This is a genomic window from Xanthocytophaga flava (genome assembly GCF_030068545.1).
GTDB lineage: Bacteria > Bacteroidota > Bacteroidia > Cytophagales > 172606-1 > Xanthocytophaga > Xanthocytophaga flava.
The window spans coordinates 63,980-76,706 of sequence record NZ_JASJOR010000032.1; the positions used below are offsets into that span (position 1 = coordinate 63,980).

The following is a 12,727-nucleotide window of genomic DNA, read 5'->3' on the forward strand; positions in this document are numbered from 1 at the left end:
TTAGGCAGGGATACGCCATCCGGTATTTTCCGGCAAAAAACGAATTGACTTTCCTTCCTGTGAAACAGAGTCTCCACGCATAAACCAATTCATTTCCTCACTGATTAATTCATCTTCCGGCGCTATTTCTACAGGCTCTAAAGAATCATCTCTTAAATCCAGAAAAAATGATTCAGATTGACGAATACGATCATCGGCCCATTTCAATAATGCCTCCCACGCCTGCCATGCTTCAAATTCCTGATACATAGCTATCTCTGCGCCGTTCTGATAGTATTCTTCCAGATATAAATCTTTATTCGAAATCATAGTTGTAGTAAATGAATATAATAAGGTACTATAGCTGGTTGAGAGAGGGGAAATCTATTAATAAATTTCCTGCCAGATTTCACCCTCTCATCAGATCTTACTTAAAAAGGCAGGTCTTCATCATGCATGGATGTAATAGGCAGGTCTAGCTGTGAAATAGGCTCCTGCATATTGGAATGCACCATGTTAGATGAATTACTTGTCGTCACTACTTCATCATACACACGAAGGCGATATAATTTGCGGTCATACGCCATATCCGGAGTAACACCATAATCATTACGAGATTGGGCATTTGACAAATAATTCACCAATTCTTTATGCAAACGTTCATAGTTTATTGTCCATGAAGGCATAACCAAACGAGGAAATACAGTCTGAAAACGACGTCCGTCATCTGCAATACGTACGCCCAGCATTATTTTCACATAAGAAGCTTTGTCACTTTGCAGAATCTGGTGCAATTGTTTCAGGTTTCCTTTAGAAATGGATGCAAAATCCAGTACAACTGCTTTGTCTTCTGTTTTCTTGTTCATCCAGGCATTTACAAAGTGTAGTAATTCTGCTTCTCCTACACGTGCACGTTGAAAAGGAGCACTAAACCAATCTTCATAAGGAGATTTTCCCTTTTCAAAAAATACCTGAGGGATGTAAGCGGTTTTCCCTTGTTGATTAATTACCTGAATATTACCCACTGTCGATGGACGAGCATCTTCATTTTTCACAAAAAGAGAGTGACGTACCCGTACATCTCTTCCAGATTCATCTTTACCTTTTAACCAAAAATCGATCCGATACCGACCGTCTTCTTCGCGATAGTTTACAGGTTTAGTCCTGCCACTATCCAGCGATTCCTGAGTGACAATACCCATTTCAATACGTTCTGCATCAGTTGGGTTAATTGCTTCAACATACGCCAATAAAATACCTACATAGTGTTCTCTACGTACTGATTCCTGGGGCATAGTTGGAATGGAAGTTGCTAACATAGAATTTAAAAATTAAGGAAGTTAAACATCTTTTGAAGTAAATATTCTGGTTTTCTTATTGAAGCTTCTCTCTATTCGCAACCACAAATCAGGCAGCTTCTGCCAGTTTCATTGCACTTTCATGATAGAAAGCGTCGTATACCTTTACAATTGCAGCAAGGTCATTTTCAACCAGAAAATCTTTAAACATGCCAAATGGCGTTTTAGCAGGTAAATACCCGTCTGTATTTGTTATGAACTTGTAGTCTACTCCATTACCATCCTGTCTGCGTACAGTTTTGGAATAGAACACACATGTTGCATTCTTTTCAATCATCCCTTCATTCTCTTTTCCTTTTACCTTTAACCGTTGAATTCTTTCACCATCTGAATCCATTAAAGTTTCGGTATGTCCTACAACAAACACATATTTGTTTTTTAGGCTTTTCAACGCCTGAAACAAATTGAATATCTCTGTGTTGTATAAGTTCCATACATCAAATCCCTTAGCTTTATTTTTACATTCAGCTAAAAGAATATCACAGAATTCAGAGAACGAATCCAGTATTATTATTCTAAACTCATCATTATCACGTAACCGGTTAATTGCTTCAAACAGTTTGAAAGTAGAATTGATCGGTACATTTACCAATCCCTTAGATTGAAAGGGCAACATTTTGCGTTCAACATTTAATACAACCGCATCTTTGCCTAAGTTATGTAGTGAGTAGCTCTTGCCTGTACCTGAACCACCGCCAATGATTGTGATAAGATTCATAGTTTTATTCGTTATTTGCGATATTATTTATAGTACAAATATAATCAAATATCATATTATCCAAAATAATTATTAAAAATATTTTCAAGATATTTATTATCATCTCAACTTCAGTACTTTATAAAATATGATGATAAGACATGATATATAACAATAAAAAAACTCCATCAACAGGGTTAATGGAGTTTTCGAACAAGGATGAAAAATAACAAAAGAGAAGGTTGTCAACTATTTTCTGCTCAGAAATAAAGTCTCTATTTTTACCAGATCACTTTCACTTCTTTAAATTGTTTCTTATCTGCACAGGAATGTTGGAACGGGCAAGACTGACACTGTTGATAAGATGGTTTGGCAGGAAACCCCTGCTCTTCCATACTCTTCATTTTATCAAATGCTTCTGTTGCGGCATGTCGTACCTCCCAAAAACTTCCATTATTCCACTCAACTTTAATTACTTCATAATCACTACGTGGAGACCAATCAGCTACTACATAATAAAACTCAGGCATAACACCCTCACTATTAAGCTCCTTCGACTGATATAAAGCCCACATATAGAAATAAGCCTGTGTATGATCAAGTCCTATCGGATTGCGCCATCCTCCATTTGCTACATCTCCAGTCGCCTTGATATCAATTACTGCCAGTTTATTATTTACTCGTGCCAAAACATCCAGACGGCATTTTACAGTAACAATCTCGTCCGTATCAGGATGCGTAAACTCAGTTGCGATCACAACATCCGTATCCAATATTTCTATACCATAATATGGAAAGAGTTCTTCTCGTATAAATTGAGCCTGTCCATCTAGTCGCTCAAAATCCACATAGCGCTTACCTGTTTTCTGCAAAGGCTCTATAGGTGGAATGCCCGATTTACCACATGAACCAGTGAGTTTATATTCAAAGTAAATCCCTCTCAACTGACTATCTGTAGGCACTGTTGGTAGTCCTAAAACATAAGCACCATATATACGTCTGGGACATACATCATTACGCAATTCTTTTACCAGGGACTGAGATACAGAAGGTCTGGATGTAATAGCAGGTATAAACATATTATCTCTCTTTATTATAATCAAACCATTTAAACCGCTACAAATATAATTAAACGAAATAAACATTAAAAACAAAATTTCTTATTTTTGAGGTAAAATAATTTTTATCACTAAAAAATAGGAATAAATAATTTATTTTAATTATTATTGCATTCGAAAATTATTACTACAGCGAAAGAAATATCAGTGTAACTTTGTCCTTATTATAATATATGACACCTTTTTCAACATATGCGCAACGTTTTAAACAATTGCGCAAAGCAGCAGGATTAAATCAGCAAGAGTTTGGAGAGAAGCTGGAGATTACCCAATCCAGTATTTCTCAGATTGAAAGTGGAAAGAATCTGCCCAGCACAGCAGTATTGGAAAAGCTGGTAGAAATATTTCCTAATCTTAATAAACAATGGTTATATCATGGTGAAGGTGAAATGTTTCTAAATACTACCCCTCCTACGCCAGCAGCACAACGTATTCTATCAACCAACTCTTTTCTGGGAACAAGCGAATCTACTAATCGCGACTGGCAACGTATCCAGGCTGAAAATGATATGCTAAAGGCTCGTATTGAGTTAATTGAAGAAACCAATGATGATCTATACCGCAAACGGAAAGAACTTGAAAGAGAAAATGAAAAATTACGTCTGGATAAAGACACAAGTAAAGGAAATGTAGTAGAACGTGTTATCACTCAGACTGAGCGTATTATTCAGCCATTTGCAGTTACAGTCAACCAGGAAGGTACTGATAATATACTGATGGTTAGCACTAAAGCCGCTGCCGGATATATGCAGGGATGTGTTGAGCCAGAATACATCCGTAATCTGCCTGCTTTTTCTATCCCTAGTGTAGAGTTTAGAAACGGTACATTTCGAGCCTTTCAGGTAACAGGGCAAAGTATGGAACCCACTTTGCATACAGGTGATTGGCTGGTTTGTGAATTTACTGAAAAACTGAAAGATATCAGAAGTGGAGAAATGTATGTGGTAGTATCTGATACCAAAGAAAGTGTGGTAGTAAAACGAGTGGAATATGTGGAAGATTCACAAAAACTTTACCTGCAATCTGATAATTCCATCTATCCAACCTATTCGATAGCTACCAAAGATGTCAAGGAAATATGGAAGGTAAAAGCCCATATGAATATGCAACCAGTTAAAGGATTCTTGTATGAAGTAGAATTGGAACTAGCCAAAATGAAAGATCAATTACAGGAATTACAACGTCGAATTGGATAAAAATCTGCTGAGAATGACCTAATAATCGCAAAAGCCCCGCTCTTTGAGACGGGGTTTTTGTTTATGCGGGCAATCATTATTTACTAAGACTCTATCAATACATGATAAGAGGGCTCTCCTTTATCTGAATAAGCACATTTTAGAATAATCTGTAAAAAATTCCAGTATGCGAAACTGAAATCCGAAATCGTTTTTATCTTTGCAGGCATATTTACAACCCCCATGCATAAAAGACTAATTTTAGATAGTCGTTTGCTGGACATCACTATCACACGTTTGTGCCAGCAGCTCATTGAAAATCATGACACTTTCGAGCAGTCAGTCATTCTGGGTTTACAGCCCAAGGGTACATTTCTAGCCAAGCACATACAAAGCAAGTTACAGGAATTAACTGGCAAAGAAGTACCAACAGGATATCTGGATACTACTTTTTATAGAGATGACTTTCGCAGGCGGGAAACCCCTCTTCTTGCAAATACAACCCATGTGCCTTTTATTATTGAAAATAAAAAAGTCATTCTGATTGATGATGTCTTGTTTACCGGCCGATCTATACGGGCAGCGCTGGATGCAATGATTGCCTTTGGAAGGCCGCGTAAAGTAGAATTGTTGGTTTTAATTGATAGAAAATACAGTAGAGACTTACCTATTGAGCCACATTATGTTGGCCAACATGTAAATACAATTCTGTCTCAACGTGTTTTGGTGGAGTGGACAGAGAAAGGAGCCACAGAAAATGCAATATGGTTAGTAGATACGCAGGATATATCCGCATAGAAAACCCACCTATCTTTTGTAGTAAAAGATAGCTTGTTTTATAATTTCTTAGTATAACTTTATAATTAACGCGATGCCTTCACTGAGTGTCAGACACTTACTTGGAATCAAAGACCTCACACGTGAGGATATAGAACTGATTTTTGAAACGGCTGATACCTTTAAAGAAGTAATCAACCGACCTATCAAAAAAGTACCTTCTTTACGGGATATAACGATTGCCAATGTCTTTTTTGAAAATTCAACCAGAACAAGATTATCATTTGAATTAGCAGAAAAACGGTTATCTGCAGATGTAATCAATTTTTCATCTTCAGGCAGCTCTGTAAAAAAAGGAGAAACATTGCTGGATACGGTGAATAATATTCTGGCAATGAAAGTAGATATGATAGTAATGCGCCATTCCAGTCCAGGAGCACCTCATTATCTATCAAAACATATCAAAGCAAATGTGGTCAATGCAGGTGATGGCACTCACGAACATCCAACACAAGCTTTACTGGATGCATTTTCAATTCGGGAAAAACTGGGAGGTCTGGAAGGAAAGAAAATAGCTATCATTGGCGATATTCTTCACTCACGTGTTGCCTTATCCAATATATTCTGTCTACAAAAACTAGGTGCAGAAGTAATGGTCTGCGGACCTATTACACTTATACCTAAATATATTCAGGAACTGGGTATAAAAGTAGAATATGATATTCGAAAAGCATTACAATGGTGTGATGTAGCAAATGTGCTTCGTATACAACTGGAACGTCAGCAAATCAAATATTTCCCATCTCTGCGAGAATATAGCCTGTACTATGGCATAGATAAAAATCTACTTGATTCATTAAATAAAGAAATTATTCTTATGCACCCAGGTCCTATCAACAGGGGTGTAGAGCTTACCAGTGATGCAGCAGACTCTCAGCATTCAATCATTCTACAACAAGTAGAGAATGGAGTGTCTGTTCGTATGGCAGTGTTATTTCTGCTGGCACAAATGAATCAATAAACAGATCTTTTGCATTTGATAGACACAGTGTTGTATGCCAACAGGAGATTTGTGACATTACAAAATATCTGATAAAACATCTCCTATGTGAGGATAATCGAAAAAATGCTGTAATTTCGCGGCATCTTCATGGCTATTGGGAAAATATTGTACTGAACAGAAATCAAGAATATTATCAATCCATATCTTTTACCTTTCTTTTAAATGAAAAAAAACAATATGATCGCCATTATGCTGCTAGCGGGTGGTGTTTTCTTTTCTTCATGTAACAACAACAAAGCCGGATTTAGCTCAGGATCTGTTTCATTGAAAAATGCCAAAGACTCAGCTAGCTATGCACTAGGTATAATGCAGGGAAAACGTTTTAAGGATAATGGAGCTGATACTTTGTTTAACCTTGAAGTACTTCAAAGTGCCATGTTGAGTGCATTAAAAGGTGACAGCGTGAAAATGAGTGATATGCAAATGCAAATGATGATTAACTCATATATAGAGAAAGAACAAAACAAAAAGTTTGAGGCAAATGCAAAAGCAGGTGAGAAATTTCTTGCAGACAATAAATCAAAGTCTGGCGTAAAAACAACAGCATCAGGATTACAATATGAGGTAATCAAAGAAGGTACTGGCGTAAAACCGGTTGCTACAGATACTGTAGAAGTACACTATACAGGAACACTGACTAATGGTAAGAAATTTGATAGTTCATATGATCATGGCAAAGCCGTTAAATTCCCATTGAATGGTGTAATTCCTGCATGGACTGAAGGTTTACAACTGATGACTGAAGGTTCTAAATATAAACTGTATGTGCCATCTTCTTTAGGCTATGGAATGCAACCACCACCACAAAGTGGTATCGAACCAAATTCAGTACTGATATTTGAAGTTGAACTTTTAAAAGTATATAAAGGGAAAAAATAATTTTAAAACAAACTAACGCAAAGTAGCACGCAATGTCGTGCTACTTTGCTTTTACTGCTATGAAAAGAATTTCAATTCTGTTATTATTACTAAGTCTGATTTCGGGAATTACATACGCCCAAAAAGAAAAGAAAGAGAAGAAGAAGAAAAAGGGCAAAGGAGAAACAGAAGCAACATTGCCTGTAACACCACCTAAGCCTCAATTGAAAAACTACCTTGATTCAGTAAGTTATTCAATTGGGGTAAATATAGGAAGTAGTGTAAACTCTCAACCGATAGACTCATTAAATACCGAATTATTACTGCAAGGTTTACGCTCTGTACTGGAAAAAAAAGATACTTTATTATTAAGCGAAATGCAATCTGTAGGTATCCTTCAAAGCTATTTTCAATCTATGAGACAGAAAATGGAAGAGAAAAACAAACAAAAAGCTGTTGAAAACAAAAAAATGGCAGATGATTTTTTAGCTGCAAATAAAACAAAACCTGGAGTAGTAACTACAGGAACTGGCCTACAATATATAGTTCAGAAAGAAGGTACAGGCCCCTATCCAAAACCAACTGATCGGGTGAAGGTACACTATACAGGTACATTCCTGGATGGCAAAAAATTTGATAGCTCTGTAGATCGTGGTGAACCAGCCGTTTTTGGTGTTCAACAAGTAATTAAAGGCTGGACAGAAGCACTCCAAATGATGAAAGTAGGTTCAAAATGGAAAGTATTTATTTCTCCTGAACTTGGCTATGGAGATCAGGGAAGAGGTGCAGAAATGCCTCCTAATAGCCTGCTTATATTTGAAGTTGAATTACTTGGAATAGAAAAATAATAACCTTTTGCTATAGCTATAAAAAAGCCTGTGATGATTGATTTGTCACAGGCTTTTTTATTTTATTTCTTTTCAAAATCTTTATAAAGCAGACTTGGCTGTATCCCCTGATTATTCTGATATTTCCCACTAGAGTAGACTTCATATTCACCCTCTACAGCATGGTAGAAAATCTGACATATCTCAACGCCTGCATAAATACGCAATGGATGTATACAAAACATTTCTAATGTCCAGAAGCCATTAAAACCAACATCTCCAAATCCTGCTGTAACATGTACAAATAAGCCAAGTCTACCAATGGAAGAACGTCCTTCCAGCATAGGAACATAGGCATCTGTCCTTGTGTGTTCTATAGTACGTCCCAGATAAAGCTTTCCTGGCTCTAATAGTAATCCATCTTCAGGTATTACCAATTTACTTGCAGGATTAGGCTTCCGCATATCCAGCTCAGGTCCATCGTATACCAACAACTCATGATGTAATTTTAAATTATAACTATTTGGATTAAGTTGGGTTTCACTGTAAGGCTCAATAAAGATGGTTTTATTTAATTGCTTACGTATTTCCAGCCCTGAAAGGATCATAATTAAGTAAAATTGCAGATTATATAGAATAAACCCACCTGTAATCAAATGGGTTGTAAAAAACAGTCAAAGGTAATGAAAAGCCCTATGTTTTTTCTTTGCCCGATCTACTATTTTTTAAATCTGGTTAATTGTTTGCATCACTAAATTTGCAACATCATTGCAAATAATATCTAAATTTGTCATTCATCAACCCTTCTGACAAGTTAGATATGCATAAATTAATCTTATTTCTGATCTTTATCACTATTTGCTCTTTGTTACAAGCCCAGAACAAGCAGAATAATACTTCTATTTCTTCAGAAACGTGGAAGATATTATCAGATGTAAAATTCAGATTACGGGATGATTACTACACACCACAATTTGGTGACCGTGTCAAAGCATTACAGGGAAAGTCTGTAGAAATAACAGGATACATCTACCCATTTGAGCAAACACGTTGGTCAAAACATTTTGCACTCTCCTCTCTCCCACTGAATGCTTGTTTCTTCTGTGGTGTAGGAGGTCCAGAAACGGTAGTAGAAGTTGAAGCCCATTCTCCTATTAAACAATCAGAAAACCCTATTAGAATTCGTGGTACTCTGATACTTAATAGCCAAGACCCAGAAAAGATGATTTATATCATACGTAATGCAGTAGTCACAGAATAAAAAATTTAGCCTTACCTAAAATTATTTTTCAATTAAATAAAACTATATATACATTTGCATAAAATAAAAAAGTAGCATTATCTGAAATAAATTCAGCCTACTAAACAGAATACCACAAAACAATCTGTCGTATCTATGCAAAAAATATATACTATCCTTATCCTTTCGTTATGCTATTGTACCACATGGGCACAATATTCTTTGCAAGGAACAGTTATTCATCAGAATGATAGCACAGCTGTGGTGGGTGCTACTATCTATATACCACAGCTACAGATTGGAGCAACAACGGATGCCAATGGAAAATATCGAATAAACAGGCTTCCGAAAGGCTATTACACGATCCAGATCAGTAGTGTATCCTATAAGACTATTCTAGCCAAAGCAGACATACAAAGTGATCAAAATATCAACTTTGTTATGGAAAGCACCTCTCAAACACTAGAAGAAGTGATTGTAACAGGATCATCTACTAAAACCATCATAAAAGAAAGTCCTATCCCAATTGTAGCTATTGGTCAAGCAAAGCTCCTGCAACAATCCTCAACCAACTTAGTAGATGCGGTTGCTAAACTACCCGGCATGTCACAAGTATCTACAGGTATAGGATTAAGCAAACCTATTATCAGAGGCCTGGGATTTAATCGGGTTATCACTATGCATGATGGAGTACGCCAGGAAGATAATCAATGGGGAGAGGAACATAGTATTCAGATAGATGAGTATTCCATTGATCGTTATGAAATCATTCGGGGAGCAGGTTCACTTATGTATGGATCAGATGGATTAGGGGGCGTTGTATCTATGCTATCACCACGTCCTGTTGAAGAAGGAAAAATAACAGGACGTATACTAACCAATTATCAAACCAATCACAGGCTGATAGGAACATCGGTACAAATTTCAGGAAATAAAAATGGTGTCACCTGGCATTTGCATACATCAACAAAATCTTCTCAAAACTATAGAAACCGTTATGATGGTATTGTATATGCTTCTAACTTTTCAGAACCTTTCAATATTAACGGATCTATAGGTTTAAGTAAAAAATGGGGGTATTCCAGAATCTACTTTCTACGATCATTCCAAAAATTTAATATTATAAATGGTACACGTGATAGTAACGGCCATTTTACTACAGCGACTATTCTACCAGACGATAGTACAGGTACAAGAACCGTAACTCAGGAAGAATTAAAGAGCAGACGTTTTATTCCCTATAACTCCCAGCAACTTATAAATAGTAAAATCGCCTGGAGCAGCCTCTTCAATCTCAACGATAAATCTTCGCTTTCTGCAACTATCAGTTATGCTCAAAATCGCCGAAATGAATATGGGGATGTAACCCGTCCCTGGCAGTCTCAATTAAGCCTTTATCTGCATACGTATTATTATGACATTCGATACAATTTAGCTCCTACTACACTTTGGGAAGTAAATGTAGGTTCTAATGGTATGTATCAACAATTAGACAACCATGGATTTCAGGTATTATATCCAAACTATAATCTATTTGACAATGGCCTTTTTATATTTGGTAAGCGCAACTTTGAAAAACTGAAAATTAGTGGGGGAATAAGATATGATTCAAGGACACTTACTATTGGCAAATTATATATCGACTCTACAGGTAACTTCCAGGTTACTCCACAAGGAGTAAACTCTGAAAGATTCAGTGGATTGGAGAAAAGATATCAAAACATATCTGCCAGTCTGGGTGGTGTCTACACTATCAATGATCAACTCCTGATACGAACCAATATATCCAGAGGCTTTCGTGCACCAACAGTTCCGGAACTTTCCTCTAATGGTGTTCATGCCGGAACGTTTCGTTATGAAATAGGTAATCTGAAAGCGATACCAGAGGTAGCTTATCAAGGTGATATTGGCTTCACCTATGAAAACAAAAATTTGTATGTGGATGTAAACCTTTTCCAAAACTCTATTCGCAACTATACATTTTCTGAACGAGTTCAAACACAGAATGGAACTGACTCACTGGTACAAGGTTCAATTCCTGTATTCAGATACACTCAAGGCAATGCCCGCTTACGAGGAATTGAAGCAACTGCCACCTTTAATCCTCAATCTGCCAGATGGTTTAGTGTTACCCAAAATTACTCCAGTGTATTTGGAGAAAATCTATCTGCCAGTAGTGAAGATGGGAAAAACTTACCTTTTATGCCTGCTCCACGATGGATTACTCAGTTAAAAGTAAGTAAAGATCGCTGGCATTCATACTTTCAAAATCTATATGCAACCATTGATTTTGAATTATATCAGGCACAGAATAACTATTTGAAGGCATATAATACAGAAACACGCACCCCAGGATATCAAATCGTCAATATAGGTATTGGTGGCGATTTAACAACAAAAAGACGACAAACATTGTGTTCTGTTTATTTATCTGTAAATAATGTATTTGATATAGCCTATCAGTCACATCAAAGTCGTCTGAAATACCTGGATACAAATATGGCTACAGGGAGAACAGGGGTATATAATATGGGTAGAAACATTAGTTTCAAGGTTGTTATTCCTTTTACATCCAACTAGTAGAGCTAAAACACAACTACAGGCTTCTTTAATCGCAGATATTGACGATAAAAAATAAATAAAGGGAGTCTGCTTTTGGCCAAACCAAGCCAAAGGTGGTCTAAACGAGTGAGTTCAGTAATTTTTGAGAGAAGTTGTCCAAATTTATGTACAAGCTCCCGATTATCGGTAAATAAGGCTTGAAGTAAATAACGACGTATGCAAATCGCTAGTGCCTGATTTTCTTTATCAAAAGAATTCAGACGATAAGCATGCTGACATCCTTTTAATATTGATAGCAGATGAGCGTGAATGTAGTTTCGGTCATTCAGTATATCTCCACAAATTCTTATTTTGGTAAGGGCTTCGTTCTGATAATAGTAATAATACTTTTTAGCAGAACGAACCTGGAAATCAAACTCTTCATGCTCCAATGATTCATCATAGCCATTCAGGGTTTCATAAACTACCCGGGCAACCATCATAGAGGCACTACAAATATATTTTTTCCTGAATAATGAGGCATATACATTTCCAGAATTTCCTTCATTGAACTGCTTATTTTCACTGTTCCTTTCATACCAGAACCCAATATGATCAAGCTGTTCATTTAATAACTCAGCATCTGAATAGACTATTCCATATCGTTTATCCAATTTAGAAAAAGCATGTAATTGCCTTTCTACTCTGTGAGGGACCAGAATATGACTTCCGCTAATGTGAATGATATACTTGCCAGAGGAGTGACTGAGTGCCTGATTGAAAGCAATAGCTGTATTCTGGTTTGTATTCAGCCGAATGAATATCGCATGAGGACATATTTCCAGGAAAGTTTCAATCTTGGATACACTATCATCCGTACTTCCATTGTCAATAATTATCAGTTCAATGGCAGAGTAGGTTTGCTGATATACAGATAATAAAGTATCTCCTACAAAACATTCCTGATTGTAGCACAGACAGATTACAGTTACCAGGGGCTGCTCCATAAGATAAAAGAGCGAGATTTTAAATAGACAGGTATTCTATACTACGAAAATCCTTACCAAAAGTTACTTTCCACTATCATTGCACAC

13 protein-coding genes are annotated in these 12,727 nt (G+C 36.6%); 7 read left to right on the forward strand and 6 right to left on the reverse strand.

Annotated elements, in window-relative coordinates; genetic code table 11:
- The 4 genes from QNI15_RS31740 to QNI15_RS31755 all read right to left on the reverse strand — a co-directional run bounded on the left by QNI15_RS31740 (position 1) and on the right by QNI15_RS31755 (position 3,113).
- Positions 1–309 (reverse strand): hypothetical protein, encoded by a 309-nt coding sequence (locus QNI15_RS31740; protein ID WP_313983849.1) that lies wholly within the window; start codon positions 307–309, stop codon positions 1–3.
- Positions 310–410: 101 nt separating this feature from the next.
- Positions 411–1,274, reverse strand: coding sequence for a hypothetical protein (locus QNI15_RS31745; RefSeq protein ID WP_314035774.1), 864 nt, complete (start codon positions 1,272–1,274; stop codon positions 411–413).
- Positions 1,275–1,386: 112 nt separating this feature from the next.
- Positions 1,387–2,055 carry an AAA family ATPase gene (locus tag QNI15_RS31750; protein ID WP_313983855.1) on the reverse strand — a complete coding sequence of 223 codons (669 nt, stop codon included), beginning with the start codon at positions 2,053–2,055 and terminating at the stop codon, positions 1,387–1,389.
- Positions 2,056–2,315: 260 nt separating this feature from the next.
- Complete coding sequence (locus QNI15_RS31755; protein WP_313983858.1) at positions 2,316–3,113, reverse strand: PD-(D/E)XK nuclease family protein; 798 nt, start codon at positions 3,111–3,113, stop codon at positions 2,316–2,318.
- Positions 3,114–3,325: 212 nt separating this feature from the next.
- Here QNI15_RS31755 and QNI15_RS31760 point away from each other — a divergent pair, with 212 nt between their 5' ends.
- The 5 genes from QNI15_RS31760 (at position 3,326) to QNI15_RS31780 (ending at position 7,873) form a co-directional block, all read left to right on the forward strand.
- Positions 3,326–4,348 carry an XRE family transcriptional regulator gene (locus tag QNI15_RS31760; RefSeq protein WP_313983861.1) on the forward strand — a complete coding sequence of 341 codons (1,023 nt, stop codon included), beginning with the start codon at positions 3,326–3,328 and terminating at the stop codon, positions 4,346–4,348.
- A 222-nt stretch (positions 4,349–4,570) separates the two neighbouring features.
- Entirely contained in the window at positions 4,571–5,125 is a 555-nt protein-coding gene (pyrR, locus tag QNI15_RS31765; protein ID WP_314003673.1) for a bifunctional pyr operon transcriptional regulator/uracil phosphoribosyltransferase PyrR, read from the forward strand.
- A 73-nt stretch (positions 5,126–5,198) separates the two neighbouring features.
- Positions 5,199–6,125: an aspartate carbamoyltransferase catalytic subunit gene (locus QNI15_RS31770; RefSeq protein ID WP_314003671.1), complete on the forward strand. Its 927-nt coding sequence runs from the start codon at positions 5,199–5,201 to the stop codon at positions 6,123–6,125.
- A gap of 204 nt (positions 6,126–6,329) precedes the next feature.
- Positions 6,330–7,046: an FKBP-type peptidyl-prolyl cis-trans isomerase gene (locus tag QNI15_RS31775; protein ID WP_314003669.1), complete on the forward strand. Its 717-nt coding sequence runs from the start codon at positions 6,330–6,332 to the stop codon at positions 7,044–7,046.
- A 59-nt stretch (positions 7,047–7,105) separates the two neighbouring features.
- On the forward strand, positions 7,106–7,873 hold the full coding sequence (locus QNI15_RS31780) for an FKBP-type peptidyl-prolyl cis-trans isomerase (protein WP_314003667.1): 768 nt from the start codon (positions 7,106–7,108) through the stop codon (positions 7,871–7,873).
- Between the two features lie 62 nt (positions 7,874–7,935).
- On the opposite strand, the gene dcd is transcribed toward QNI15_RS31780, so the two are convergent.
- Positions 7,936–8,460: a dCTP deaminase gene (gene dcd, locus QNI15_RS31785; protein WP_313983875.1), complete on the reverse strand. Its 525-nt coding sequence runs from the start codon at positions 8,458–8,460 to the stop codon at positions 7,936–7,938.
- A gap of 212 nt (positions 8,461–8,672) precedes the next feature.
- On the opposite strand from dcd, the gene QNI15_RS31790 reads away from it, so the two are divergent.
- Positions 8,673–9,113: a hypothetical protein gene (locus QNI15_RS31790; RefSeq protein ID WP_314035776.1), complete on the forward strand. Its 441-nt coding sequence runs from the start codon at positions 8,673–8,675 to the stop codon at positions 9,111–9,113.
- 135 nt (positions 9,114–9,248) lie between these two features.
- Positions 9,249–11,672, forward strand: coding sequence for a TonB-dependent receptor (locus tag QNI15_RS31795; RefSeq protein WP_314035778.1), 2,424 nt, complete (start codon positions 9,249–9,251; stop codon positions 11,670–11,672).
- A gap of 5 nt (positions 11,673–11,677) precedes the next feature.
- On the opposite strand, the gene QNI15_RS31800 is transcribed toward QNI15_RS31795, so the two are convergent.
- The gene (locus QNI15_RS31800) at positions 11,678–12,640 is read right to left on the reverse strand and encodes a glycosyltransferase family A protein (RefSeq protein WP_314035780.1); all 963 of its coding nucleotides are present in this window, start codon (positions 12,638–12,640) and stop codon (positions 11,678–11,680) included.
- Between the last annotated feature and the right edge of the window lie 87 nt (positions 12,641–12,727).